Genomic DNA, 26,175 nt, shown 5'->3' with positions numbered 1-26,175 from the left:
TTGCCGAGAGGTACGAGGAGGGGGACGCCGGTGTCCGCGACGCGTCTGCTGGTGCTCGGGGTGGTGCGGATGTACGGCCGCGCGCACGGCTACCAGGTGCGGCGCGAGCTGCTGAGCTGGTCGGCGGACAAGTGGGCCAACGTCCAGCCCGGGTCGATCTACCACGCGCTGAAGAAGATGACCACCGAAGAGCTGCTGGAGCAGGTCGACGTCGAGCCGGGCGACGGCGGCCCGGACCGCGTCGCCTACCGGCTCACCGGCGTCGGCGAGCAGGAGTACCAGGTCCTGCTGGCCAAGGCACTGTCCGATCCCGAGCTCAACCACCCGGACCTGTCGGCCGCGATCTCGCTGATGACGACGTTGCCCCGCGCCCGCGTCATCAACCTGCTGCGGCACCGGCTGGTGCACCTGGAGGCCGAGCAGCGGCGCGCGAAGCTGATGCTCGAAGAGCTGAAGGCCAGCGTGGAGCTGGGCACCCCCGAGCACGTCGGCGAGCTGTACCGGCTGTGGGGCGGGATCACCGACGCGAGCCTCACCTGGCTCGAAGGCCTGCTCGCCCGGCTGGAAGCGGGCGAGTACGTGATGGCCGACGAAGCCGGGAACGCCTTCGGCGAACCGCCCGCCCGGTAATCAAGTTTGACTAGCGCTCTCCGCTGGGGCACAGTGTGCGCCTCAGCTAGTCAATCTTGACTACCTTCGAGAGGAGCTTCTCCATGATCACGGCACGCGGTCTCGAGCGGCGGTTCCGCCGCAAGGGCCGCACTGGGGGCGAAGTCCACGCGGTGAAGGGCGTCGACCTCGACGTCGAAGCGGGCGAGCTCGTCGGGTTCCTCGGCCCGAACGGCGCCGGGAAGACGACCACGCTGCGCATGCTGACCACGCTGCTGAAGCCGACGGCGGGCACGGCCACCATCGGCGGCCGCGACCTGCTCGCCGACCCGCTGGGGGTGCGCGAGCGGATCGGCTACGTCGCGCAGGGCGGCGGCACCTCGCCGGAGACCGAGGTCGCCGACGAGCTCGAGCTGCAGGGGCGGCTCTACCGGATGAGCAAGGCCGACGCGATCGCGCGCGGCGCCGCGCTGGCCGAGCAGCTCGACCTGACCGGGCTGGACCAGCGGCCGACGAAGACCCTGTCGGGCGGGCAGCGACGGCGGCTCGACATCGCGCTCGGGCTGATCCACTCGCCGGCCCTGGTGTTCCTCGACGAGCCCTCGACCGGCCTCGACCCGCAGAGCCGCGCCAACCTGTGGGAGCCGGCGAATCTTCCCTGCGCGCCGAGCAGGGCGTCACGGTCTTCCTCACCACCCACTACCTCGACGAGGCCGACTCGCTGTCCGACCGGCTGATCGTCATCGACGACGGCCGGATCGTCGCCGAGGGCACGCCGGACGCGCTGAAGGCGCAGGTCAGCGGCGACCGCGTCGAGGTGGGCGTCCATCCGGAGCAGGGCGCGGACGCCGCCGAAATCGCGGGGCGGCTGGCGGGCGCGCACGAGCTGTCCGTGACCGGCGGCGAGCTGCGCTTCCGCGTGCCGCGCGGCGACGCCGCGTTGCCGGAGCTGCTGCGGGCACTCGACGCGAAGAGCATCCCGATGCGGTCGGTGCAGGTCCACCGGCCGACGCTCGACGACGTCTTCCTGACCCTGACCGGGCGGTCGCTGCGCGAGGCCGAGGAGGGCGCCCGTGCTGCGTGACATCTGGCTGATCTTCCGCCGCGACATGAGAGCGGCGCTGCGCAACCCGACCTGGATCGTGATCGGGATCATGCAGCCGCTGCTGTACCTGTTCCTGTTCGGGCCGCTGATGGTCAGGGCGATGCAGGCCCAGGGCCTGTCCGAAGTGGACGGCTGGATGCTGCTCACCCCGGCGCTGATCGCCCAGCTGGCGCTGTTCGGCAGCTCGTTCGTCGGGTTCGGGCTGCTGGCCGACTACCGCTCCGGCGTCGTCGAGCGGTTCCGGGTGACGCCGGTCAGCCGCGGGGCGCTGCTGCTGGGCAAGGTGCTGGCCAGCGCGCTGCAGGCCGTCGTGCAGGCGCTGGTGATCATCGCGCTGGCGTACCTGGCGTTCGACCTCGACGCGCCGGTCGGCGGCGTGCTGCTGAGCCTGGTGATCGTGTTCCTGCTGGCGGTGTCGCTGGCGTCCTGCTCCTACGCGCTGGCGCTGACGTTGAAGAGCGAGGAGACGTTCCCCGCGCTGCTCAACGCCGTGCTCATCCCGCTGCTGCTGCTTTCCGGGATCCTGCTGCCGATCACCGCCGGGGTCGCGCCGAAGTGGCTCTACACGGTTTCCCGGATCAACCCGTTCCGCCACGTGGTGGACGTCGAGCGCAGTTCCTTCCGCGGCGACTTCACGATGGACGCGTTGTTCACCGGCAGCGTCGTGGTGCTGGTGATGGCGGTGGTGTCCGTGTGGTGGGGGACGCGGACGTTCCAGAAGGACAGCACCTGATCAAAAACGCCTGATCAACCAGGGTGGGTCACTGCGGGTCCGCTCCCGGCGACGTATGGTGTGCTCTCATCTACGCGCCGGGGGCGGGACTGTGACGGAGCCGGAAGCCGAACTCGGCATCTCGCTGTCCCACCGCGAGCGCGTGTCGGACTGGCAGGCCGTGCGCGCCGCGCAGACCCGGTTCGTCTCGGTGACGATCAGCGAGAACGTCAACTGGAGCAGTTCGGCCGCGGAGCGGAGCCTCACCGGCGCGCAGGAGGCGGGACTCCACGTCGGCGGCCGGCACTACGCGCGTCCCGGCGCGGTGCACGACCAGGCCGACCACTTCGTGCGGACCGCCAGCAGGCTCGGCGCGTTCGCGCCCGGGTCGCTGGCGCCGGCGCTGGAGGTGGCGGCCCCGAGCGTCGACGACCGGTTCATCAAGGCGTGGATCAAGTACGTCCGGCAGGCGGCGCGGATAGAGCGTGTGCTGGTCTACGCCGACTACGACTGCTGGCAGCACCGGCTGCACCCGGACCGCTGGGCCGACTCCGAAGTCGTGCTGTGGCTGATCCGGCACAACGGCATCCCGGGCCGGGCCGGCTGGTTCCACTCGCGGCTCGGCGTGCACCAGCACGCGTGCGCGGCGGACGTGCCGGGCGTGGACGGGCCGGTGGAGCAGAACGCCGTCGTGTACCCGTTCACATTGGGCGACCTTCTGCTCTGACGTGTGGTGATATGGCGCCATGCGCGTGACGAGCAGGGCACTTCGGACGAATGTGACGCCGTCGCGCGCCTTTTCGGTACTCGCTCACCACAATGCCTCCCGCGGGCTGCCGCCGCCCGTGATGCTGTCGGGTGAGTGGTTCGGCGCCCGGGCGGTGATCGCCCCTTCGCCGGCCGTTTCCCCCGGCGCGCTGCCGCCGGTTTCCCCGGTGCCCGCACCGCCGGGCGTGATCGGCGGCGGCTGGTTCGGCTACCTGTCGTACGACTCCGCGGATCCGTCCGGGCGGTCCGGTGCCCTGCCGGCGTCCGCGTGGGGCTGGGCGGACCACGTGCTGCGGTGGTCCTCGTCGGGTACCTGCCACCTGGAATCCCTCGACGGCGGCGGGCCCTCGGTGTCCACAATGGAGTCGCTGCTGGCTTCTCCCCCCGCCGGTCTTACCTGGGAGGCCGGTCCGCTGCGGCGCCCGCTGCCTTCGGAGCACCGGGACGCGGTGAAGGCGTGCGTGCACGCGATCGAAGCCGGGGAACTGTTCCAGGCGAACATCTGCACCCGGTTCACGGGTTCGTTCTCCGGCTCACCCGAGGCGCTGTTCGCGGCCGGGGTGTCTTCACTGGCTCCCCGCCGGGCCGCGTTCGTCTCGGGTCCGTGGGGCGCGGTGGTGTCGTTCTCGCCGGAGCTGTTCCTCGCGCGCCACGGCCGCGCGGTGCGGTCGACGCCGATCAAGGGGACGCTCCCCCGGCGCGGGCCCCTCGACGACGGGAACGCCCGGTTGCTGCGTCAGTCCACAAAGGACGTGGCGGAGAACGTGATGATCACCGACCTGGTGCGCAACGACCTGGGCCGGGTGTGCGAGGTGGGGTCGGTGACGGTGCCGTCGCTGCTGGAGGTCCGCCCGGCGCCGGGGGTCTGGCACCTGGACTCGACGGTCGCGGGGGTGCTGCGCCCTTCGGTGTCCGACGCCGGGCTGCTGGACGCGACGTTCCCGCCCGGCTCGGTGACGGGCGCGCCGAAGATCCGCGCGCTGGACCTGATCGCGGACCTGGAGCCGTGCGGACGCGGCGTCTACACGGGCGCGATCGGGCTGGTGTCGCCGGCGGCGGGACTCGAGCTGAACGTCGCGATCCGGACGTTCGAGATCGCCGGCGGCACGATCGAGCTGGGCGTGGGCGGCGGCATCACGGCCGACTCGGACCCGGAGGCGGAGTGGCAGGAGTGCCTCCACAAGGCGGCACCCCTGGAACGCCTACTTGCCGGGGTCGAGCAGTAGCTTGCCGACGGTCTTGCGGGAGCGCAGGGCCTCGTGCGCGCCGCGCGCGTCCGACAGGGCGAACTCGCCGCCCGCGATCGCCTTGAGCTGGCCCGCCAGCACCAGGTCGAACAGCTCGGTGAGCGCGGTCCCGAAGACGTTGCCCGGGAGACGGAAGACGTGCGGGAGCCACATGCCGCTGATCGTCGTGCTGTGGCCGAGCAGGTTGCGCAGGTCGACCGGCTTCGGCTGCTCGCGCCCGGCCATGCCGTAGAAGGCGAGCCGGCCGAACGGCGCGAGCGCGGCGATGCTCTGGTCGGTGGTCCTGCCGCCGACCATGTCGAGCACGACGTCGACGCGGCGGCCGTTGGCGTCGAGGAGCACCTCGGTCATGTCCTCCGCGCGCGAGTCGACCGCGACGTCGGCGCCCAGTTCGAGGGCGAGGGCGCGCTTCTCCTCGCTGCTGGCGGTGGCGATGACGCGGCCGGCGCCCCAGGCCTTGGCGAGCTGCACGGCGATGGTCCCGACCCCGCCGGCGGCGGCGTGCACGACGACCGACTCGCCTTTCTCGAGGTGGGCGTTCTTGCGCAGGAGAACCCAGGCGGTAGCGCCCTGGACCAGCATGGACAGCGCGGTGAGGTCGTCGATGCCGTCGGGCACCGGGAACGTCGTCGCCTCGGGCGCGACGGCCTTCTCGGCGTACCCGCCACCGTTGTTCAGCAGCGCGACGACGCGCTTGCCGTCGTGGGTCCCGACCACCTCGCCGCCGGGGACGAGCGGGAGTTTCGACGGCGCGAGGTAGCTGTTCTCGGCCTGGTGGGTGTCGGCGTAGTTGACGCCGATGCGGTCGACGTCGATGAGGACCTCGCCCGGGCCGGCCACCGGGTCGGGCAGCTCGACCGGCGTGAGCACCTCGGGTCCGCCGAACTCGGTCACCTGCACTGCGCGCATGTCGTGTTCCCTCTCCGTCGTGGCTGTGAGACATTCTGGCATATGTCTCAGGAGTTCGAGCGGGCGCGCGAGTGGTTCCTGTCTGGCCGCCGGGTGGACATGGGCGAGCTGGCGGAGGAGCTGTCCATCAGCCGGGCGACCCTGCACCGCCGGGTGGGATCCCGCGACCGGCTGCTGGGCGAGATCCTGTGGTCGCTGTCGTCGGCTTCGATCGCCCGGCTGTGGCCCTCGTGCGTGGGCCGGGGCGCGGCCGGGGTAGCCGACTTCGTGAGCGGGTACGTCCGGTTCGCGAACGACTCACCGCCGTTCCGGGACTTCCTGCGCCGCGAGCCGGAGCGGGCGTTGCGGCTGCTGACGACCCGCGCAAGCGTTTGCCAGCAGCGGACGACCTCGAAGCTCGAGGAACTGCTGGCGGCGGAGGTCGCGGCCGGGCGGCTGGATCCGCCACTGCCGGTGCCGGACCTGGCTTACCTGCTGGTGCGGATCGGCGAGTCGTTCGTGTACACGGACGTGATCACCGGGGACGCGCCGGACGCGGCGAAGGCGCACGCGGCCGTGACGGCCCTGCTCACTTGACCCGCGAGGCCAGCACCGCGTCGTAAAGCTCCTTTTTGGACACCCCGGCCGCCTCGGCGACTTCGGCCGCCGCGGTCTTCAGGCGTTCGCCGGCCGAGACGCGGGACTGGACCTCACCCACCAGGTCCGCCACCGACACCTCCCGCGGCTCCGCCCCGGAAAGCACCACCGTGATCTCCCCGCGCACGCCCTCCGAAGCCCACTCCGCCAGCGACGAGAGCGTCCCCCGCTTCACCTCTTCGTACGTCTTCGTCAGCTCACGGCACACCGCGGCCCGTCGCGAGCCGCCCAGCACCGAAGCCGCGTCCGCCAGCAACGACGCCAACCGGTGCGGGGACTCGAAGAAGACCGCTGTCCGGGGTTCGTCGCGAAGCGAAGTGAGCCAGCGGGTCCGCTCGCCCGGCTTGCGCGGCGCGAAGCCCTCGAAGCAGAACCGGTCGCACGGCAAACCGGACAAAGCGAGCGCCGTCGTCACGGCCGAGGGGCCGGGGAAACAGGTGACCGGGAGGTCTTCGGCGACGCAGGCCGACACCAGGCGGAACCCCGGATCGGACACACTGGGCATACCGGCGTCCGTCACCAGCACCACCGTCTCGCCCGCGCGTAACGATTCGAGCAACTTGGGCAGCCGCGCCGTCTCGACGTCCTCGTAGAAGCTCACCACCCGGCCGCGCGGCGTCACCCCCAGCGCCGCCGTCAGGCCGCGCAACCGGCGGGTGTCCTCGGCCGCGATGACGTCGGCTTCCGCCAGCGCTTCCGCCAGCCGGGGCGAAGCATCGCGGACGTCGCCGAGCGGGGTTGCGGCCAGGACAAGACGGCCCGTCGTCACCGGTGAGCTCACCCGCCCAGCCTAGGCTGATCAGCCGATCCGGACGACGCACGCCCTGCCCCGCCCGTAGGATCGCCCCCGTGACCGCCGTGCTGACCCGTCCCGACGACGAAAGCGTCCGGCCGGACCCGGTCGAGGCGCTCCGGCCGCCGACCGACCGCGAAGTGACCCTGCTCGGCCGCGGCATGCCGACCGACCGGCTGCGCGGCTGGGTCGTCACGATCGTGCTGACCGTGATCGGCGGCATCGTCCGGCTGCAGAACCTCGGCGTGCCGACGGACAAGGGCAGCCCGGTCTTCGACGAGAAGCACTACGTGCCGCAGGCGTGGCAGATGCTGCGCAACGGCGGCTACGAGGACAACTACGGGTACGAGCTGGTCGTCCACCCGCCGCTGGCGAAGCAGCTGATCGCGATCGGCGAATGGCTGTTCGGCTACAACGGCTGGGGCTGGCGGATCATGCCCGCGCTGGCCGGCACGCTGATGGTGCTGCTGACCATCCGCATCGCCCGCCGCCTGACCCGCTCGACGCTGCTCGGCGGCATCGCCGGCATCCTCGTGATCAGCGACGGCGTGCTGCACCTGCAGTCGCGCATGGGCATGCTCGACATCTTCATCGCGCTGTTCGTGCTCGCCGCGTTCGCCTGCCTGCTGGTGGACCGCGACCAGGTGCGCACCCGGCTCGCGACGGCGGTCCGCGAAGGCTGGGTCAACGAGTCCGTGTGGGGACCCAAGCTCGGCTTCCGCTGGTGGCGGTTCGCGACCGGGCTGATGATCGGGCTCACCTTCGGCGTCAAGTGGTCGGCGCTGTACTACATCGTGGCGTTCGGGCTGCTGTGCGTCGGCTTCGACGTCGCGGCCCGGCGCGCGGCCGGCGTCGAACGGCCCTGGCTGGGCACGATCCGCCGCGACGTGCTGCCGGCGCTGTGGGCGATCCTGCTCATCCCGTTCCTGATGTACCTGAGCGCGTACTGGGCGTGGTTCGCGAGCGAAACCGCGACCGACCGGCACTACACCGAGATCAAGGACATCGCACCGGGCTTCTGGTCGTGGGTGCCGGCGTCGCTGCGCTCGCTCGGCGACTACTCGGCGAACGTCCTGCACTTCCACGAAACCCTCGTCACGCCCAAGGACAACCCACACCCGTGGGAGTCGAAACCGTGGACGTGGCCGATGGGGCTGCGCCCGATGCTCTACAGCTACGACGGCGAGGTCACCGGCTGCGGCGAGTCCCGCTGCGTCAGCGCGACGATGCTGATCGGCACGCCGGCGATGTGGTGGCTGGCGATCCCGATGCTGGGCTGGTCGGTGTGGCGCTCGTTCTTCCGCGCGGACTGGCGCTACGCGGCGGTGCTGGTGGGCTACCTCGGCGGGTACGTCTTCTGGTTCACCAACATCGACCGCCAGATGTACTTCTTCTACGCGACCCCGCTGGCGGCGTTCCTGGTGCTGGGGTTGACGTTGTGCCTGGGCCAGATCCTGGGCAGTGCGAGGCGCGGGTTCGAAAGACGCGGGACGGGTCTGCTCGTCGTGTCGCTGTACGTGGGGCTGGTGGTGGCGAACTTCGCCTGGCTGTGGCCGATCCTGAACGGCGTCGCGATCACCACCGGCCAGTGGGAAGCGGAGCGCTGGCTGCCCTCCTGGCGGTAGCCCGCAGAGGCGCCCCAATGTGGCGTTGGTTGCGTCCCACGCACCCAATGTGGCGTTCGGTGCGTGAGACGCACCGAACGCCACATTGGGGCGCTTGAGCCGGGCACGGTCTCAGCCGCAGGTCAGCCCGCGAAGTACGCCCCCGGCGTGACCCCCACCGCCCGCCGGAAGGCCGCGACGAACGCGCTCGCCGAGCTGTACCCCACCCGGTGGGCCACGCCCTCCAGCGGCGCTCCCTGCGCCAGCAACGGCAGCGACGCCCGCAGCCGCACCTGTGTGCGCCAGGTCCCGAACGGCATCCGGCACTCGCGGACGAAGATCCGCGCCAGCGTCCGCTCCGCCGCTCCGACCGCCCTGCCGAACTCCGCCAGGCTCCGCGGGTCCGCCGGATTCGCCAGCACCGCCGTCTCGACGTCGCGGGCTCGCGGGTCGGCCGGGGACGGGACCACGATCGGGGCCACGTCCCACGGCTCCAGCAGGTCGAACGCCACCGCCTCGGCCCGCACCCGCGCCGCCGGGGCCACGCTGTCGCCGGTCAGGTACTCCAGGAGCTCGCGCAGCAGCGGGCGGACGACCACCATCCTGGGTACGGGCCACGACACCGGGGACAACGCGGGATCGGCGTAGATGCCGCGCAGCGCCGCCCGGCCGAGCGCGCCCGTGCGGTGCCGGACGCCCGCCGGGATCCACAGCGCCCGGGTCGGCGGGAGGACCCAGCCCGCGTCGCCCGCCTTGACCGCGACGACCCCGCGGGCCGACCAGACCAGCTGGTGCACCGGGTGCTCGTGCCAGGGGAACCAGGTGCCGGCGGGCAGGTCGACCTCGCCGAGGAGCATGGCGCCAGGTTGACCGTTTCGCGACATCGGTTGACAGGCTATCGGCTATCGGTCACCGGTGCGGAGCCCTAGCGTCGGGCGCATGCCGATGAACCTGATCCACCGCAAGATCTGCAGCTCGGAGAAGTGGGCGGCCACCGTCGAGGAACGGCTGGCACCGTGGCTGAGGGCCCGCGACCTCGGTGACGACGTCCTCGAAATCGGGCCCGGCTTCGGCGCCACCACGAAGGTGCTGCTCGACGTCGTCCCGAAGCTGACGGTGCTGGAGATCGACCACGCCTCGAGCAAGCTGCTGCGCGCGAAGTACGGCGACCGCGCCGAGGTCGTCGAGGGCAGCGGCGCGGAGATGCCCTTCGAAGACCGCCGGTTCTCGGCCGTCGTCTGCTTCACGATGCTGCACCACGTGCCGACCCGGCAGCTGCAGGACGCGATCTTCGCCGAGGCCGCACGGGTCCTGCGCCCCGGCGGCACGTACTGCGGCAGCGACAGCCAGCTCAGCTTCCGCTTCCGGCTGCTGCACATCGGCGACACGATGAACGTCATCGACGCGGCGACCTTCCCGGGCCGCCTCGAGAAGGCCGGGTTCGAGCAGGTCAGCGTGGACCTCCGGCCGAAGGAGCGGGTAACCTTCTCGGCCGTGAAGCCCGGCTAGCGACGCAGTGAATGACCCATTCACCTCGTCCGACGACATGAATGACTCATTCATGTCGTCCGACCAGCCACCGCAACCCTCGACAGATCCAGGCCCGATGCACCCGACACCACTTCGGCGCGCAGGGCCAGGCCGCTGTCGACGAACCGCAGACGCGCGACACTAGCGACGCGGCAGCTGGTTCCCCGGCTGGCGGGGCACGACCCGGGTCACCGGGCCGTCGGCCGACTTTCCGGCGCGCGAAAGCCAGCCCTCGACCTCGCGGCGCACCGCGTTGAGCGTCGGGCGGCGGCGCGGCTCCGGGTCCAGGGACGCCGCCAGCAGCCGCGCGTGCGCGCTGCGCTGGGGCAGGCGGGACACCGGTTCGGCGCGGGCCGCGGCCATCAGCGCCGCCATCGGCGTCTCGCGGGTGCCGCGCGGGGGCTGGCCGGACAGCGCGTAGCTGATCGTCGCCGCCAGCTGCCACGCGTCCGACGCCGGCGACGCCGTCGCGCCCATCGCCTGCTCGGGGGCCACGAAGTCCGGCGTGCCGATCATCATCCCGGTCGCCGTCATCTTCGAGTCGCCCTGGCTGCGGGCGATGCCGAAGTCGATCAGGTGGGCCAAGCCGCTCGGGTCGAGGATGACGTTCGACGGCTTGATGTCGCGGTGCAGGACGCCCTTGTCGTGCGCCGCGGCGAGCGCGCCCGCCATCGTCGCCCACAGGCGACCGGCCGCCACGTCGTCGAGCGGGCCCTGGCCGTCGACCAGCTCGGCCAGCGGACGGCCCTCGAGGTACTCCATCACCAGCGCGAGCCCGTCGGGCTCCTCGGCCAGGTCGTAGACCTTGACGCAGTTCGGGTGGCTGACCACGGCCAGCGCGCGGGCCTCGCGCTGCATGCGCTCGGCGGTGTCGCGGTCCGGCGCGTGCGCGATCTTCAGCGCCACCGTGCGGCTGAGCTGGGTGTCGACGGCCTGCCAGACCGTGCCGAAGCCGCCCGCGCCGAGCTGCTTGACCCGCCGGTAGCGGCTGCCGCCGGCGTTGCGCGAGCCGGGCGGCGGCGGGATCGGGCCCGGGGCCGCGGCCAGCGCGCCGGCCATCGGCGGGGGCTCGGGCGCGGACGCCAGCGCCGTCTTCGGGTACGGCTTGTTGACCGGGGGCGGCGGAGGCGGCGGCGGGGTGGGGCGCGGCTGGACCTGCGACGGCGGCGGCCGGTACGGCTCCTGCTCGCGGCGCGGCGGCGCGTCCGGCCGGTTGATGACCGACCACGGCGGCGGCCCGACCATCGCGACCGGGATCAGGCCCAGCACGCTGAACGGCAGGAACCCGAGCCAGAAGTGCAGCGCGGTGTTGGCTTCCATGCCGACGCTGAACAGGAGCATCGCGGCGAACGGGATCCAGAAGAACCGCGACGGCCACTTCGGGCCGCGGCGGAAGGCCGTGCGGCCCTGCAGCATGACGAACAGCAGGGACCCGGCCCCCAGCACGACGAAGGCCAGCAGGTACACGAAGAAGGGCAGTTCCTTGCCGCTCTGCGCGGACAGCACGTCGAAGACGGTCTGGCCGCCGCCGAGGTACTCCCGCTGGTTGTCCACCCAGCAGCCGCCGGCGCTGTTCAGCGTCGAGAGCTCGGTCGAGGACAGGCCGGTCTTCTCCTTGGCGTACGCCGCCCGGAAGACCCCCGACACGCCGTTGGACAGCAGCCACGGCAGCACCAGCGTGCTGAACAGGCCGATCGCGCCGAACACCGACAGCGTCGTGACGTCGTAGCGGTTGCCCGTGCCCTTCCGGATGATCGACACGGCCAGCGCGCCGATCGGCGGCAGCAGTGCGACGAGCGCGCCGGCCGCACTCGTGGCCCAGACCCATTCGCCGGGGCAGATGCCCGGGCCGAACAAGGAATGGGCTAGCGAGAGCAACGCGCTCGCGAGTCCGTTCACCGCCGGGCTCCCCTCACTGTCCGTGTTCACTTCGCAGCCGTCACGCGGCGTTTTCCCGCGGTCCAGCTTAGGACGCTCCCGGCCGCCGTGAGGTTGCCGGGTCTTCAGCGTGCACGGAATCCGGCGAGCCCGCCGCTCCCGCGTCATGATGGGGGCCGGCGGACGAACGACGCGAAGGAGCGGGGCATGGGCGCGTACTCCGAGGCCTACCAGCGGAGCCTGGCCGATCCGGAGGCGTTCTGGCTGGCGGCGGCCAGGTCGATCAGCTGGACGAAGCCCCCGGAGCGGGCGCTCGACGACTCCCGGCCGCCCTTCTACCGGTGGTTCCCGGACGCCGAGCTGAACACCTCGTACAACGCGCTCGACCGGCACGTCGAGGCCGGCCGCGGCAGCCAGGCCGCGCTGATCTGGGACTCTCCCGTGACCGGACGGCAACGCACCTACACCTACGAAGAGCTGCGGGACACGGTCGCCCGGTTCGCCGGTGCGCTCAGCTCCTTGGGGGTCACGAAGGGTGACCGCGTCGTCGTCTACCTGCCGATGGTGCCCGAGGCCGCGATCGCGATGCTGGCCTGCGCGCGGATCGGCGCGGTGCACTCGGTGGTCTTCGGCGGCTTCGCGCCGAAGGAGCTGGCGGCGCGGATCGAGGACGCGAAACCCAAGGTGATCCTGGCGGCGTCCTGCGGGATCGAGCCGACGCGGGTGGTGGAGTACAAGCCGATCATCGACCGCGCGCTGGAGATGACCGAGCACCAGCCGGACCACGTCGTCGTGCTGCAGCGCGAGCAGGCGCCGGCCGAGCTGACCGGCCGGGACCTCGACTGGCGCGAGCTGGCGGCGAACGCCACGCCGGCCGACCCGGTCCCGGTCGCGGCCACCGACCCGCTCTACATCCTCTACACGTCCGGGACCACCGGGAAGCCGAAGGGCGTCGTGCGCGACACCGGCGGCCACGCGGTCGCGCTCGCCTATTCGATGGACGCGGTCTACGACGTCCACGCGGGCGACATCTGGTGGACGGCGTCCGACGTCGGCTGGGTCGTCGGGCACTCCTACATCGTGTACGCGCCGCTGCTGGTCGGGGCGACCACCGTGCTCTACGAGGGCAAGCCGGTCGGGACGCCGGACGCGGGCGCGTTCTGGCGGGTCATCGCCGAGCACGGTGTCCAGGCGCTGTTCACCGCGCCGACCGCGCTGCGGGCGATCAAGAAGGTCGACCCGGACGCCCGCGAGCTGGAGAAGTACGACCTCAGGGCGTTCAAGACGCTGTTCATGGCCGGCGAGCGGCTCGACCCGGAGACCTACCACTGGGCGCACGAGAAGCTCGGCACGCCGGTCGTCGACCACTGGTGGCAGACCGAGACCGGCTGGTCGATCGCGGCCAACCTCCGCGGTGTCGAGCCGATGGACGTCAAGCCGGGCTCGGCGACCAAGCCCGTCCCCGGCTGGGACGTCCGGATCCTCGACCAGGCCGGCGCCGAGCTGCCGGCCGGGCGCGAGGGCGCCATCACGGTGAAGCTGCCGCTGCCGCCGGGATCGCTGCCGACGCTGTGGGGCGACGACGAGCGCTACCGCGAGTCCTACCTCTCGCGCTACGACGGCTTCTACCTGACCGGCGACTCCGGTTACTTCGACGAAGACGGCTACCTGTTCGTCATGGGCCGGACCGACGACGTCATCAACGTCGCCGGGCACCGGCTGTCGACGGGTTCCATGGAGGCCGCGCTGGCTTCGCACCCGTCCGTCGCCGAGTGCGCCGTCATCGGTGTCGCCGACCAGCTCAAGGGCCAGCTGCCCCGCGGGTTCGTCGTGCTCAAGGCGGGCGAGGACATCTCCGAGGAGCGGCTGCGCGAAGAGCTCGTGGCCCTGGTCCGCCGGGACGTCGGGCCGGTCGCCGCGTTCCGCGACGTGTCCATTGTGGACGCGCTGCCGAAGACGCGGTCCGGGAAGATCCTGCGCAAGACCATGCGCGCGATCGCCGACGGCCGCGACGAAGCCGTGCCCTCGACGATCGAGGACCCGAGCGTGCTGGACGCGATCCGGGCGGCGCTGCGCACTTCGTAAAGTATTGTTCCAAATGCTCCGGCTGGTCTGTACCTTTGGGTGGAGTCCCCGACCGGAGGTGCCCTGATGCGCTTGTCCAGAGCCGTCTTGACCGCGGCTGTAGTCAGTCTCACGGCGGTCGGCCTGCCCGCTTCGGCGAGTGCGGCGACGCCCGCCACCACCGAACGCAGCGTGACCGACGTCGTCCCCGCGCCCGTCTCGGCGAAGGCCGATCCGAAGGGCGAGTTCAAGCTGACACCGTTCACCGTGATCAGCGCCGACCGCGGCGCCGGCCAGGTCGCGGACTACCTGCGCGGCCTCCTTCGCCCGGCCACCGGCTACCCGCTGCCGGTCGTCACACGCCCGGCGGGCCTGCCCGCGATCTCGCTGCAGCTCGGACACGACTCCCGGATCGGCACCGAGGGTTACGAGCTGAAGGTCGCCCGCACCGGCGTTTCCCTGCGCGCCAACACCGCGGACGGGCTCTTCGAAGGCGTCCAGTCGCTGCGGCAGCTGCTGCCGTCGGCGATCGACGCGAAGCGCGTGCAGCACCGGACCTGGACGGTCGCCGGCGGCACGATCCTCGACTACCCGCGCTTCGGCGAGCGCGGCGCGATGCTCGACGTCGCCCGGCACTTCTTCCGGCCGGACCAGGTCAAGCTGTACGTCGACCAGATCGCCCAGTACAAGATCAACACCCTGCACCTGCACCTCGCGGACGACCAGGGCTGGCGCATCGAGATCAAGAGCTGGCCGAAGCTCGCGACGGTCGGCGGCAAGACGGCGGTCGACGGCGACCCGGGCGGCTACTACACCCAGGCGCAGTACCGGGACATCGTCGCGTACGCGGCTTCGCGGCACATCACGGTGATCCCGGAGATCGACATGCCGGGGCACACGAACGCGGCGCAGTCGACGTACGCGGAGCTGAACTGCGACGGCAAGGCCGTCCCGGTGCGCACGGACACCGAGGTCGGCTACAGCTCGCTGTGCATCTCCTCGCCGATCACGTACCGGTTCGTCGACGACGTCGTGCGCGAGCTGGCGGCGATCACGCCCGGCCAGTACCTGCACATCGGCGGCGACGAGGCCCACGCGACGCCGCCCGCGGACTACCTGACCTTCGAGCAGAAGGTGCAGCCGATCGTCGCCAGGTACGGCAAGAAGGTCACCGGCTGGCACGAGATCGCCAAGTCGGACCTGCCGGTGTCGGCCATCCCGCAGTACTGGGACTTCGGCGGCGACAACGAGTCCGTCGCGGCCGCCGCGGCGCGGGGCAACAAGATCCTGATGTCGCCGGCGAACTACGCGTACCTGGACATGAAGTACAACCCCGAGACCCCGCTGGGCCAGGACTGGGCCGCGCTGGTCGAGGTGAAGGACGGCTATGGCTGGGACCCGGCTTCGCTGGTGACCGGCGTCGGCGAGAACCAGGTCGCGGGCGTCGAGGCGCCGCTGTGGACGGAGACGATCCGCACGAGCGACGACATCGAGTACATGGCGTTCCCGCGGCTGCCGGGCATCGCGGAGATCGGCTGGTCCCCGAAGTCGACGCACAACTGGGACGCCTACCGCGCCCGCCTGGCGAAGCAGTCCCCGCGCTGGGTGACCCAGGGGATCGACTTCTACCGCTCCCCGCAGGTCGACTGGAAGTAAGCACGTCGTGAGTGTTTAGGGCGGTTAGAACCGCCCTAAACACTCACGACAGTCTTGCGCCGATGGCTCGTCTGGCCAGGGCGTACGCGCGGGTGCCGCCGTTCAGCACCGCGTCCGCGTTCGCCGCGCGGCCCAGCGCGTGCAGCTCGAACGCCAGGACCTCCGCGTCCGCGGCCAGGTGGCCGAGGGCGACGGCTTCGGCGGCCGTCTCGCGGATGAACGCCGCGAAGGAGCCGCTCGCCGCCGCCACCGCGTCGTGCACGCGGCCCGGCCGCGCGTCGAACTCCGCGCCCACGTTGAAGAAGAAACAGCCACCCGGGAACACGCGCTTTTCCGAGTAGTCCAGCCAGTTCTCGCAGATCGCGCGCAGCCGCGGCAGCCCCGGCGCGACGTCGAGAGCCGGCGTCACGACGTACGAGCGGAAGATCGCCAAGGCGGCTTCGACCGTCGCGAGCTGCAGCTCCTCCTTGGAGCCGAACAGCGCGAACACGCCGCTCTTGCTCAGCTCCAGCTCGGTGGCCAGCCGGCCGAGCGACAGCCCGTCCAGGCCGTCCACCGACGCGACGTCCACCGCCCGGCGCAGCACCACGCGCCGGGTCGCGTCGCCGCGGGCGAGCCGGCCGTCACCCGGCATGCCGCGCCCGCCAGCGGTCCACAGTGGACTGGACGCCGCCGCGGTAGGACGCCGACAGCGCGGGCGCCGCCAGCACGCGGTCCGCGAGGTCCAGCGCCGCCTCGATCTTGTCCGGTGGCAGCTGCCCGTAGTTGGCGAAGGAGATCAGGTACACCTCGGTGATCGTGGGCCCGCCCGCACTCTCGACGACGTCGAGCACCCCGGACGTCGGCACGGTGCCGGGCCGCAGCACCCGCAGGTACCAGCCGCAGCGCCCGGAGTCGATCATCGCCGGGACGACGTCCTTGCGGCCGGTCTTCATGGCCAGCTTGAAGCACGGCTGCCGCGGCTGGGAGACCTGCACCAGCGCGTCACCCCAGGCCCAGACGTCCCCGATCCGGACGTCGTCCTCGGTGACGCCGGTCAGCGAGATGTTCTCGCCGAAGTCCCCCGGCGAGGCGTCGAAGCCGTCCGCCGCCCAGGCCGGGTAGTGCTCGGCCGGGTAGACGTACACCGCCTTGTCGACCCCGCCGTGCACGGTGAGGTCGGCCTGCCGGTCGCCGTCGAGGTTCAGCTCGGTCAGCTTCAGCCGCGGGGCCGTGACCGGCGCTTTCGTGATCGCGCTCAGCACTGGGCGATCACGCCGGTACCCCAGCACGCTCGGTTCGCCCACGTACACGCCCGCCAGCTCCATACCCAGAAGATAGCACGATCGTTCGTACAACTTCCGGCCTTTAGAGTGGCGATCATGGAGCTGCTCGAGAAGGCCCGCGCCCACGTCGACTCCGGCGCCTTCTTCGCCGAACTGGCCCGGCTGGTCGCCTACCCCACGGTGAGCGACGCACCCGAAGGCCGGGCCGCGATCCAGGCCTACCTCGGCGAAGTCCTGACACCGGCGTTGACCGGCCTCGGCTGCGAGGTGTCCCAGCACGCCAACCCGGACCCGGCGGGCGGCCCGTTCCTCGTCGGCGTCCGCGTCGAGTCACCGGAGCTGCCGACGCTGCTCTGCTACGGCCACGCCGACGTCGTCGGTGAGGCCGGGCGGTGGAGCGACGGCCTCGACCCGTGGACGCTGACCGCGGACGGCGACCGCTGGTACGGCCGCGGCACCGCCGACAACAAGGGCCAGCACCTGGTCACCCTCACGGCGTTGCGCCTGCTGCTGGCCGAACGCGGGAAGCTCGGCTTCAACCTGAAGTTCCTCTTCGAGACCGGCGAAGAAATCGGCTCACCGGGTCTCGACGAGTTCGCCGCGCAGGAGAAAGACCTGCTCAGCGCCGACGTCCTCATCGCCTCCGACGGCCCGCGCCTCGACGCGGCGACCCCGACGCTGTTCCTCGGCGCGCGCGGCGGCGTCCGGATCACGCTCGACGCCGACCTGCGCCCGGACGCCTACCACTCCGGCAACTGGGGCGGGATCCTGCGCAACCCGGCGACCACGCTGGCCGGCGCGATCGCGAGCCTGGTCGACGGCCACGGCCGGATCCAGGTGTCCGGGCTGCTGCCACCCGAGCTGCCGGACAGCGTGCGGGCGGCCCTGAACGGCGTGGTCGTCGGGACCACTCCGGGCGACCCGGAGCTGGACGCCGGCTGGGGCGATCAACGACTCGCGCCCGCCGAGCGGCTCTACGGCTGGAACACCCTCGAAGTGCTCGCGCTCGGCGCGGGTGACCCGGACCGCCCGGTCAACGCGATCCCCGGCCGAGCGCGAGCGGTCCTGCAGCTGCGGTACGTCGCGGGCACCGACGTCGACGGCGTCGCACCTGCCATCCGTGAACACCTTGCGGCGCAAGGGTTCTCGATGGTCGACGTGACTGCGGACGCCAGCTTCCGCGCCAGCCGGACGCCGGTCGACAACCCGTGGGTCAGCTGGGCCAAGTCCACTTTGGACGCCGTCGCGGAGAAGCCCGTCGCGCTGCTGCCCAACTTCGGCGGTGGCCTGCCCAACCACGTCTTCACCGACGTCCTCGGGCTGGCGACGCTCTGGCTGCCGCACTCCTACCCGGGTTGCCTGCAGCACGCGCCGGACGAGCACCTGCTCGCCCCGGTCGCCCGGGAGGGGCTGGTGCTCGCCACGGCGTTGTTCGGCGCTATCGGTTCAGCGCCGCCGACTCTTCGTCGGTGAGCAGCCGGGAGCGGATCAGGAAGCGCACGCCTTCGGGCGCCTCCAGGGAGAACCCGCTGCCGCGGCCGGGCACGACGTCGATCGTCAGGTGCGTGTGCTTCCAGTACTCGAACTGCGGCCCGGACATCCAGACCGGCACGTCCTCGATGCCCTCGACCTCCAGCTTGCCCAGAGGCACGTCCGAAGCGCCGGTCTTGAACTCACCCGCCGGATAGCACATCGGGGCGCTGCCGTCGCAGCACCCGCCGGACTGGTGGAACATCACCGGCCCGTGGTGCGACACCAGCCGCCGCAGCAGGTCCGCGGCGGCCGGTGTCAGATCGACGCGCTCGGTCATCAGAAGAACCCGAGCGCCTGGTCGGAGTAGGAGACGAGCATGTTCTTCGTCTGCTGGTAGTGGTCCAGCATCATCTTGTGGTTCTCGCGGCCGATGCCGGACGCCTTGTAGCCGCCGAAGGCCGCGTGCGCCGGGTAGGCGTGGTAGTTGTTCACCCAGACGCGGCCGGCCTGGATGTCGCGGCCCGCGCGGTAGGCGGTGTTGCCGTCCCGCGACCAGACGCCGGCGCCGAGGCCGTACAGCGTGTCGTTGGCGATCTTGATCGCGTCGTCGTAGTCGTCGAACTTCGCCACGGACACGACCGGGCCGAAGATCTCCTCCTGGAAGATGCGCATCTTGTTGTCGCCCGCGAACACCGTCGGCTCGACGTAGTAGCCACCCGACAGCTCGCCGCCGAGGTCGGTGCGGCCGCCGCCGGCGAGGATCTCCGCGCCCTCCTGCTTGCCGATGTCGATGTAGGACAGGATCTTCTCGAGCTGGTCGTTCGAGGCCTGGGCACCGATCATCGTGTCCGTGTCGAGCGGGTTGCCCTGCTTGATCCGGCGGACGCGCTCGACGCCGTCGCCGAGGAACCGGCCGTAGATGCCCGACTGGATCAGCGCCCGCGACGGGCAGGTGCAGACCTCGCCCTGGTTCAGCGCGAAGAGCGCGAAGCCCTCCTGCGCCTTGTCGTAGAAGTCGTCGTTCCGCGCGGCGACGTCGTCGAAGAAGATGTTCGGGCTCTTGCCGCCCAGCTCGACGGTCACCGGGATGATGTTCTCGCTGGCGTACTGCAGGATCAGCCGGCCGGTCGTGGTTTCGCCGGTGAAGGCGACCTTGCGCACGCGGTTGCTGGAGGCCAGCGGCTTGCCGGCTTCGACGCCGAAGCCGTTGACGATGTTGACCACGCCCGGCGGGATCAGGTCGCCGATGATCGAGAACAGCAGGTGGATCGACGCCGGGGTCTGCTCGGCCGGCTTGAGCACGATCGCGTTGCCCGCGGCCAGCGCCGGGGCGAGCTTCCAGACCGCCATCAGGATCGGGAAGTTCCACGGGATGATCTGCGCGACCACGCCGAGGGGCTCGTGGAAGTGGTAGGCGACGGTGTTCTCGTCGATCTGCGAGATGCCGCCCTCCTGGGCGCGCAGCGCGCCGGCGAAGTAGCGGAAGTGGTCGATGGCCAGCGGGATGTCGGCGGCGAGCGTCTCGCGGACCGCCTTGCCGTTCTCCCACGCCTCGGCGACCGCGATCTTCTCGAGGTTCTGCTCCATCCGGTCGGCGATCTTGAGCAGGATCCCCGCGCGTTCCTCGGCCGAGGTACGGCCCCAGGCCGGGGCGGCGCCGTGGGCGGCGTCCAGTGCCTTCTCGACGTCTTCGGCGGTGCCGCGGGCGATCTCGCAGAAGGTCTTCCCGGTGACGGGGGTCGGGTTCTCGAAGTACTGGCCGCCGGCCGGTGGCACGTACTCGCCGCCGATGTAGTGGTCGTAGCGCGACTCGTAGCTGACGACGCTGCCTTCGGTGTTCGGTGCGGCGTACTGGACCATCTTCCCTGCCTCGTTGCTCGGAGTGACGGTTGAGCTGGTGGCGGCGAACGTAGGCCGGGCAACGTTGCAAGCGCGTTGCACCGTTGCAAGCCGGCTATCTACGCTGGTGGACGTGGCAGAGGCGCCCGAACCGGAGCTGCTGCGCGACCCCGAGTCGTACGCGCGGCTACTGGAGCACGTCCGCGAGGCGGTGCTCCAGGGCGTTCCCGGGCCCCGGCCGCCACGCTCCGTCGTCTCCGACTCGTGGAACCGCTCGCTCGCGGCCCGCGTCGACCCCGACGAGGGCGAGGCACCGTTCGTCTTCGACACCGAAGCCCTCGCTTCGCTGCGCGAGGCCCATCCGCTGGCGCCGGTGCTGCCGGTGCTGCGGCAGATGCTGGTGAGCATCGCCGACGACGCCGAGCACGTGATGATCGTGACCGACGCGGACGGCCTGATCCTGTGGCGCGAGGGCGAAACGGCCCAGCTGCTGCGCGGCGACCGCGTCGGCCTCATCGAGGGCACGCGCTGGAGCGAGGCGGCGATCGGCACGAACGCCATGGGCACGGCGCTCGCGACCGGCGAGCCGGTGCAGATCTACTCGGCCGAGCACCTGGTGCGGCGCTACCACACGTGGACGTGCGCGGCGGCGCCCGTGCGCGACCCCGAGACCGGCGTGCTGCTCGGCTCCATCGACGTCAGCGGGCCGCTGCGCACGGTCCACCCGGCGATGATTTCGCTGGTCACGGCGACGGCGCAGCTCGCGGAAGGCCAGCTGCGCGCCCAGCTCGCGATCCGCGACGAACGCCTGCGGCGCGTCAACATGCCGCACCTGGAAGCCCTGCGCGGCCGCCCCGGCGCGCTCCTGTCGGCGGGCGGCCGGGTGCTGGCCGCCCAGGCGTGCCTGCTGCCGTCCACAGTGGACGTCCGGCGCGGTGGCGGGACGGTCGCCCTGCCCGACGGCCGCCTCGCCACGGTGGAGCCCTTGGACGAGGGCTACCTGCTCCGGCTTTCTTCGGCGGGCACCAGCCCCCGGCGCTCCCGGCTGCGGCTCGAGTACCTTTCCGACGGCGCGCACTCGACCACTGTGGACGGACGCGAGGTGCCGCTGACGTTGCGCCACGCGGAAATCCTGACGCTGCTGGCCCTGCACCCGCACGGCCTCTCCGCGGAACGGCTGGCGCTGCAGCTCTACGGCGAGACGGGCAACCCCGTGACGGTCCGCGCGGAGATCCACCGCCTGCGCTCCCAGCTGGGCGCGACGGTGGTGCAGACGCGCCCGTACCGCCTGGCGGCCGACGTCGACGCGGACTTCGCCCGGGTCCGGACGGCGTTGCGCACCGGTTCCCCGGCCGACGTCCTGCACGTCTTCCGGGGGGAGCTGCTGCCGGAGTCGGAGGCGCCCGCGATCCGCGAAGAGCGCGAGTCCCTCACCGCGCAGGTCCGCCAGGTGGCGTTGAACAGCGGCGACCCGGGCGTGCTGTGGTCGTTCTGGGAGACGGCGTGCGGGGTCGACGACTTCGCGGTGCTGGACGCCCTGCTGCGGACGCTCCCGGCGGCCGACCCGCGGCGGGCCGCCGTCTCGGCCCACCGCGCCCGGCTCGCCTGAGGCGTCAGGGCTCGAGGTCGGCCACGCCCCGGCCGGTCGCCATGTCGAACGGCACCGAGGCCTGGTCGTGGACGATCTTCCAGGCGCCGCCGAGCTTCCGGAAGCAGAAGGTGGCACGGACCCACATCCCGTCGACAGCCGTCCCGTCGCGCAGGGTGCCGCTGACCCGGCCGAAGCCGTGCCCGACGGCGAGGTCGGCGCTCACGGTGAGGGTCAGGTCGCGGAGCTCGTAGTCCACCTTCTCGAAGAAGGTGAACACCTTGGCCCAGTTCGCGAGCTTGGCGTCGAGCCCGACGTGCTGCAGCGGCGGCTCGACGTCGAACGACACGACATCCTCGGCGTAGACGCGCTTCAGCAGCTCGAGATCCTTGGCCCGCAGGCCTTCGATGATCAGGCCGATCTGCGCCCTGATCTCGGCTTCGGCATCGCCGTTCCGCAGCGGCGCGAGGGCGGTGCTCCAGGCGACGACGTGGTCCAGCAGCGTGTCCAGGGCGGCGAGCTGGTACTCGCCCGGCTTGAAGACCGTGAAGTCCTCGAACTCCGTCGCCAAGGGCAGCGTGACCTGCGGAGCCACGTCGGCCAGCTGGAGCGCACCGCAGACCAGCCGCAGCTGCTCGACCGCGCGGGCGCCACCCACCCCGCCGTAGGAGACGAAGCCGGCCGCCTTGTCGGCCCACTCCGCGTGGAGGTGGTCGATGGCGTTCTTGAGCGCGCCGGGCAGGGAGTGGTTGTACTCGGGGGTGACGACGACGAACCCGTCGCACGCTCCGATGGCTTCCGCCCAGCGCCGGGTGCGCTCGTCTTCGTACTGCCCCGCCACCGCCGTCGGCGGCGCCTCCAAGTGAGGCAGAGGGTGCTCGGCCAGGTCGATCACCTCGAACTTCGCGTCCGCGCGGAGGGCGGCTCGCTCGTGGACCCACCGGGCGACCTGGTCACCCCGGCGGCCGGGACGGGTGCTGCCCAGCACGATTCCGATCTTGATCATCGTTCTCCCCTGTTCGGTCGGTTCACCCAGTCCGACGAAACAGGCCGGTGAGATGTCAGGTCCCGATGTAGACAGCGTCTACAGAAGTTTGATAGACAGTGTCCACAAGGTGAACCACGGGTTACGGAGATCGGGATGAGCCACCACCGTTTCGTCGTCCTCGGCGACAGCTGCGCCGAGGGTCTCGACGACCCGTACCCCGGCCGGCGCGCCTACCGGGGCTGGGCCGACTTCGTCGCGGCCCGCCTCGCCCAGGACGAGCCCGGCTTCCGGTACGCCAACCTCGCCGTCCGCGGGCGGCGGCTCGACCAGATCGTCCCCGAGCAGGTCCCCGCCGCCACGCGCCTCGAACCCGATCTCGTCGCGCTCTTCGGCGGCGGCAACGACGTCATGAGCCGCGGCTGGGACGCGCGGACCGTCGCGCGGCGGGTCGACGCCGCCATCCGCGCCTGCACCGAGATCTCGCCCACCGTCGTCACCTTCACCCTCAGCGACATCTCCCACCGGATGCCGCTCGGACGCCGGATGCGGCCGCGGATCGTCGCGCTCAACGAGGCCATCCGCGAAGCCGCCGTCAGCTACGGCGCGCAGCTCATCGACCTGTGGCCCGACCAGGCCGTCACCGACTCGCGGTACTTCGGCGCCGACCGCCTGCACCTCTCCACCCACGGCCACCGGCGGCTCGCCGCGTACGTCCTCGGCCGGCTCGGCGTCAGCCACGACCCCGCCTGGCTCGAGCCCCTGCCCGGCGTCGCGGCGCCCGCCGGCTGGCGTGCCGACGCGCACTGGCTGCTGCGCGAGGTCCTGCCGGTCGCCGTCACGCGCACGCGCAACCGGCTGATCGGCCGCCAGCCCGGCGACGGCTTCTTCCCGAAGCGCCCGGACCTGCTCCCCATGACCCGGGACGAGGCATGGGCACCCGGCAACGCCTGATCGACACCGCGTCCGAGCTGCTGGCCGGCGAAGGCGTCGACGCGGTGACGCTGCGCGGGATCGCGAAGGCCGCCGGCGTTTCGCACGGCGCCCCGCTGCGGCACTTCTCCGGCCGCGCCGAACTGCTGTCCGCCGTGGCGACGCGCGGGTACGCCGGCCTGCTCGCCCGCCGGGAGACACTGCCGGGGAACTCGCCGCGAGAGCGGCTGACCGCCGCCTGTCACAGCTACCTCGACTTCGCGCTGGCCAACCCGGCGATGTTCGAGCTGATGTTCCGCCGCGACCTGGTCGACGCGGACGACCCGGCGCTCTCGGCGGCGGCGAGCGCGGTCTTCGACACCTTCGCGGTGCTGGTGGCGGCGGTGCCGACGCGGATCGCACGGTCGGGCGCCGACCTGCGGCTGGTCGCCGCGTCGCTGTGGGCGGCGCTGCACGGCCTTGCGCAGCTGTGGCTCTGGGGCGGGCTGGCCGGCGCGAGCTTCGCGCCGTCGCCGGAGTCGGCGCTGGCCGTCACGCTCGACGCGTACCTCGGCTAGGAACCCGGCGAAGAGGACGCACCAAAGCCCTCCCCCTGCCTTGGGTTGGGACACCCTCTCCACCGAGCCAGCGGACGACGCTAGTGGTGGGCGGCCACGCGGCGGAAGCAACCGGCGACGCAGTGCTCGGTAAACCTTCGCGGTACCCCGCGGGCTCCGGCTACCGCGCCGGTTCGACCCGGTAGCTTCGGCAGCGTGCCGGGACTCCTTCGCGCGCGGCCGCTGCTCGCTGACGTACTGCTCGCGGTCGTCGTCGCGGCGTACCAGCTCGCCGGCGCGACCGACCTGGGCGGGCACTTCGGCGACCACGCGCGGCCGCTCGGGCTGGTCCTCGCGGCCGTGAGCGCGCTGCCGCTCGCGCTGCGCCGGCGGTTCCCGATCCCGGCGCTGGTGGCCTGCGTGGTCCTGATGGGACTGTTCTACGGCCTCGGCTTCCGGTCGCAGCTCGGCCAGCTCAGCGTGGTCGTGGCCGCCTACACGGTGTGGGCGCACTGCCGGTTCCGGGACGCGCTGCTCGTGACCGTGCTCGGCCTGGCCGCCTACGAGACGTCGATGCTGTTCGGCAGCCCGGTCTCCCCGGTCGGCGACTCGCTCCTCGCGCTGCTGCTCGTCGTCGGGATCGCGGCGGTCGGGCGCGCCGCCTACGTGCGCAGCCACCGCCTGCGCGACGCCGAGCACGAGGCCGAGCAGGCCGTCGCCGAAGAACGCGTCCGGATCGCGCACGAGCTGCACGACGTCGTCTCGCACCACCTTTCGGTGATCTCGGTGCAGGCCAACCTCGCGCGGTACGTCTTCGAGTCGGCACCGGACACCGCGCGGACGGCGCTGGACACGATCACCGGCACGACGACCGAAGCGCTCGACGAGCTGCGACGCCTCCTGAGCGTCCTTCGCCCGCCGCGGCACGCTCCGGAGGAGTACCGGCCGCAGCCCGGGCTCGCCGACCTGGACGCGCTCGCCGCGCGGGTCCGCGAGGCCGGCATCCCGGTCGACGTGCGCGTCACCGGCGAGCCCCGGACGTTGCCGCCGGGTCAGCAGCTGTGCGCCTACCGCGTCGCGCAGGAGGCCCTGACCAACGTGCTCAAGCACGCCGGTTCCCCGGCTTCGCTGGTGCTCGACTACCGGGCGGCCGAGCTGGTGCTCAGCGTGCGCGATTCGGGCGGCCGCGCGGTGCCGCCGAACCCGGCCGGGCACGGGCTGGTCGGCATGCGCGAACGCGCCCGGATGTACGGTGGCGTGATCGAGATCGGCCCCCGTGACCCGGCCGGGTTCGCCGTCGTGCTGACCCTGCCCTACCCGAGCCGCCCGTCGCCCGAACCGCAGGAGCCCGAGTGACCAGCGTGCTGGTGGTCGACGACCAGGACCTCGTCCGCGCCGGGTTCGCCGCGTTGCTCGGCGCGGTGCCGGGAATCGACGTCATCGGCGAAGCGCGTGACGGGCTCGAAGCCGTCTCGAAGGCGGCGACGCTGCGTCCCGACGTCGTCCTGATGGACATCCGGCTGCCCGAGCTGGACGGCGTCCGGGCGACCGAGCGGATCCTCGCGTCGGCGTCACCGCGACCCAGCGTGATCATGCTGACGGTGTTCGACCTCGACGAGTACGTCTACGCGGCGTTGCGCGCGGGCGCGTCGGGCTTCCTGCTCAAGGACAGCCCGCCGGAGACGCTGATCGCGAGCATCCACGCGGCCGCCCGCGGCGACATGCTGTCCGGCCCGACGATCACCCGCCGGCTGGTGGAGGCGTTCACCACCGCGCCGCCCGCGGCCGCGCCGGAGCTGACGGGGCTGACGGACCGCGAGCGGGAGGTGCTGCGTTTCGTGGGCACCGGCGCGACGAACGGCGACATCGCGGCCGAGCTGCGCGTCAGCGAGGCGACGGTGAAGACCCACCTCAACCGGCTGATGGCGAAGCTGGGCGTTTCGAGCCGGGCGCAGGCGGTGGTCGTGGCGTACGAAACCGGGCTCGTGTCGCCGGGCGACACGCGCACCCGGTGCGCGCGTCCGAACACCTGATCGAATACCCTG

Annotated in this window: 24 protein-coding genes and 1 pseudogene; 16 read left to right on the top strand and 9 right to left on the bottom strand. The window is 71.8% G+C overall.

Annotated elements, in window-relative coordinates:
- Positions 1-30 precede the first annotated feature (30 nt).
- The 5 genes and pseudogenes from QRX60_RS18195 (at position 31) to QRX60_RS18175 (ending at position 4,420) form a co-directional block, all read left to right on the top strand.
- Positions 31-630, top strand: a complete 600-nt coding sequence (locus QRX60_RS18195; RefSeq protein ID WP_286001965.1) for a PadR family transcriptional regulator — start codon at positions 31-33, stop codon at positions 628-630.
- A gap of 83 nt (positions 631-713) precedes the next feature.
- A pseudogene (locus QRX60_RS18190) lies at positions 714-1,693 on the top strand (ATP-binding cassette domain-containing protein).
- Entirely contained in the window at positions 1,683-2,447 is a 765-nt protein-coding gene (locus QRX60_RS18185) for an ABC transporter permease (RefSeq protein ID WP_286001964.1), read from the top strand. Before QRX60_RS18190 ends, QRX60_RS18185 begins: the two are co-directional and overlap by 11 nt.
- 91 nt (positions 2,448-2,538) lie before the next feature.
- The gene (locus QRX60_RS18180) at positions 2,539-3,153 is read left to right on the top strand and encodes a glycoside hydrolase family 25 protein (protein WP_286001963.1); all 615 of its coding nucleotides are present in this window, start codon (positions 2,539-2,541) and stop codon (positions 3,151-3,153) included.
- 19 nt (positions 3,154-3,172) lie between these two features.
- Positions 3,173-4,420, top strand: a complete 1,248-nt coding sequence (locus QRX60_RS18175; protein ID WP_286001962.1) for an aminodeoxychorismate synthase component I — start codon at positions 3,173-3,175, stop codon at positions 4,418-4,420.
- Here the strand turns inward: QRX60_RS18175 and QRX60_RS18170 are convergent.
- Positions 4,397-5,350, bottom strand: a complete 954-nt coding sequence (locus tag QRX60_RS18170) for a quinone oxidoreductase family protein (RefSeq protein ID WP_286001961.1) — start codon at positions 5,348-5,350, stop codon at positions 4,397-4,399. The two genes, QRX60_RS18175 and QRX60_RS18170, sit on opposite strands and share 24 nt — an antisense overlap.
- Before the next feature lie 42 nt (positions 5,351-5,392).
- Here QRX60_RS18170 and QRX60_RS18165 point away from each other — a divergent pair, with 42 nt between their 5' ends.
- The gene (locus tag QRX60_RS18165; protein ID WP_286001960.1) at positions 5,393-5,926 is read left to right on the top strand and encodes a QsdR family transcriptional regulator; all 534 of its coding nucleotides are present in this window, start codon (positions 5,393-5,395) and stop codon (positions 5,924-5,926) included.
- On the opposite strand, the gene rsmI is transcribed toward QRX60_RS18165, so the two are convergent.
- On the bottom strand, positions 5,919-6,755 hold the full coding sequence (rsmI, locus tag QRX60_RS18160) for a 16S rRNA (cytidine(1402)-2'-O)-methyltransferase (RefSeq protein WP_286003624.1): 837 nt from the start codon (positions 6,753-6,755) through the stop codon (positions 5,919-5,921). The two genes, QRX60_RS18165 and rsmI, sit on opposite strands and share 8 nt — an antisense overlap.
- An 80-nt stretch (positions 6,756-6,835) precedes the next feature.
- On the opposite strand from rsmI, the gene QRX60_RS18155 reads away from it, so the two are divergent.
- Positions 6,836-8,404, top strand: a complete 1,569-nt coding sequence (locus QRX60_RS18155) for a dolichyl-phosphate-mannose--protein mannosyltransferase (RefSeq protein ID WP_286001959.1) — start codon at positions 6,836-6,838, stop codon at positions 8,402-8,404.
- A 122-nt stretch (positions 8,405-8,526) separates the two neighbouring features.
- Here the strand turns inward: QRX60_RS18155 and QRX60_RS18150 are convergent, their stop codons facing one another.
- Positions 8,527-9,240 carry an AraC family transcriptional regulator gene (locus QRX60_RS18150; RefSeq protein WP_286001958.1) on the bottom strand — a complete coding sequence of 238 codons (714 nt, stop codon included), beginning with the start codon at positions 9,238-9,240 and terminating at the stop codon, positions 8,527-8,529.
- A gap of 82 nt (positions 9,241-9,322) precedes the next feature.
- Here QRX60_RS18150 and QRX60_RS18145 point away from each other — a divergent pair, with 82 nt between their 5' ends.
- Positions 9,323-9,892, top strand: coding sequence for a class I SAM-dependent methyltransferase (locus QRX60_RS18145; protein WP_286001957.1), 570 nt, complete (start codon positions 9,323-9,325; stop codon positions 9,890-9,892).
- Positions 9,893-10,054: 162 nt separating this feature from the next.
- On the opposite strand, the gene QRX60_RS18140 is transcribed toward QRX60_RS18145, so the two are convergent.
- Complete coding sequence (locus QRX60_RS18140; protein ID WP_286001956.1) at positions 10,055-11,812, bottom strand: serine/threonine-protein kinase; 1,758 nt, start codon at positions 11,810-11,812, stop codon at positions 10,055-10,057.
- A 186-nt stretch (positions 11,813-11,998) separates the two neighbouring features.
- Between QRX60_RS18140 and QRX60_RS18135 the strand changes: the two genes are divergently transcribed.
- On the top strand, positions 11,999-13,876 hold the full coding sequence (locus tag QRX60_RS18135; protein WP_286001955.1) for a propionyl-CoA synthetase: 1,878 nt from the start codon (positions 11,999-12,001) through the stop codon (positions 13,874-13,876).
- 66 nt (positions 13,877-13,942) lie between these two features.
- Complete coding sequence (locus QRX60_RS18130) at positions 13,943-15,511, top strand: beta-N-acetylhexosaminidase (RefSeq protein WP_286001954.1); 1,569 nt, start codon at positions 13,943-13,945, stop codon at positions 15,509-15,511.
- Between the two features lie 43 nt (positions 15,512-15,554).
- On the opposite strand, the gene QRX60_RS18125 is transcribed toward QRX60_RS18130, so the two are convergent.
- Positions 15,555-16,145, bottom strand: a complete 591-nt coding sequence (locus QRX60_RS18125; protein ID WP_286001953.1) for a TetR/AcrR family transcriptional regulator — start codon at positions 16,143-16,145, stop codon at positions 15,555-15,557.
- Positions 16,135-16,818, bottom strand: a complete 684-nt coding sequence (locus QRX60_RS18120) for an MOSC domain-containing protein (protein WP_286001952.1) — start codon at positions 16,816-16,818, stop codon at positions 16,135-16,137. Before QRX60_RS18120 ends, QRX60_RS18125 begins: the two co-directional genes overlap by 11 nt.
- A 54-nt stretch (positions 16,819-16,872) precedes the next feature.
- On the opposite strand from QRX60_RS18120, the gene QRX60_RS18115 reads away from it, so the two are divergent.
- On the top strand, positions 16,873-18,249 hold the full coding sequence (locus tag QRX60_RS18115) for a M20 family metallopeptidase (RefSeq protein ID WP_286001951.1): 1,377 nt from the start codon (positions 16,873-16,875) through the stop codon (positions 18,247-18,249).
- Here QRX60_RS18115 and QRX60_RS18110 read toward each other — a convergent pair.
- Together QRX60_RS18110 and exaC are read right to left on the bottom strand one after the other, a co-directional pair.
- Positions 18,215-18,586: a DUF779 domain-containing protein gene (locus QRX60_RS18110; protein WP_286001950.1), complete on the bottom strand. Its 372-nt coding sequence runs from the start codon at positions 18,584-18,586 to the stop codon at positions 18,215-18,217. The two genes, QRX60_RS18115 and QRX60_RS18110, sit on opposite strands and share 35 nt — an antisense overlap.
- The gene (gene exaC, locus QRX60_RS18105; RefSeq protein WP_286001949.1) at positions 18,586-20,109 is read right to left on the bottom strand and encodes an acetaldehyde dehydrogenase ExaC; all 1,524 of its coding nucleotides are present in this window, start codon (positions 20,107-20,109) and stop codon (positions 18,586-18,588) included. Before exaC ends, QRX60_RS18110 begins: the two co-directional genes overlap by 1 nt.
- A gap of 112 nt (positions 20,110-20,221) precedes the next feature.
- Between exaC and QRX60_RS18100 the strand changes: the two genes are divergently transcribed.
- Positions 20,222-21,697, top strand: coding sequence for a helix-turn-helix domain-containing protein (locus QRX60_RS18100; RefSeq protein ID WP_408630238.1), 1,476 nt, complete (start codon positions 20,222-20,224; stop codon positions 21,695-21,697).
- Positions 21,698-21,701: 4 nt separating this feature from the next.
- Here the strand turns inward: QRX60_RS18100 and QRX60_RS18095 are convergent, their stop codons facing one another.
- Positions 21,702-22,682: an NAD(P)H-dependent oxidoreductase gene (locus tag QRX60_RS18095; RefSeq protein WP_286001947.1), complete on the bottom strand. Its 981-nt coding sequence runs from the start codon at positions 22,680-22,682 to the stop codon at positions 21,702-21,704.
- A 135-nt stretch (positions 22,683-22,817) separates the two neighbouring features.
- Between QRX60_RS18095 and QRX60_RS18090 the strand changes: the two genes are divergently transcribed.
- From QRX60_RS18090 to QRX60_RS18075, 4 genes are all read left to right on the top strand, one after another.
- Entirely contained in the window at positions 22,818-23,615 is a 798-nt protein-coding gene (locus tag QRX60_RS18090) for an SGNH/GDSL hydrolase family protein (RefSeq protein ID WP_286001946.1), read from the top strand.
- Entirely contained in the window at positions 23,594-24,151 is a 558-nt protein-coding gene (locus tag QRX60_RS18085; RefSeq protein ID WP_286001945.1) for a TetR/AcrR family transcriptional regulator, read from the top strand. The genes QRX60_RS18090 and QRX60_RS18085 overlap by 22 nt, the downstream gene beginning before the upstream one ends.
- A 195-nt stretch (positions 24,152-24,346) precedes the next feature.
- Positions 24,347-25,486: a sensor histidine kinase gene (locus QRX60_RS18080; RefSeq protein WP_286001944.1), complete on the top strand. Its 1,140-nt coding sequence runs from the start codon at positions 24,347-24,349 to the stop codon at positions 25,484-25,486.
- Positions 25,483-26,163, top strand: a complete 681-nt coding sequence (locus tag QRX60_RS18075) for a response regulator (RefSeq protein WP_286001943.1) — start codon at positions 25,483-25,485, stop codon at positions 26,161-26,163. Before QRX60_RS18080 ends, QRX60_RS18075 begins: the two co-directional genes overlap by 4 nt.
- Positions 26,164-26,175: the final 12 nt, after the last annotated feature.

This window comes from Amycolatopsis mongoliensis, assembly GCF_030285665.1.
GTDB lineage: Bacteria > Actinomycetota > Actinomycetes > Mycobacteriales > Pseudonocardiaceae > Amycolatopsis > Amycolatopsis mongoliensis.
The sequence above is the reverse complement of the archived record's forward strand: the minus strand, read 5'-3'. Positions and strand labels throughout refer to the sequence as shown.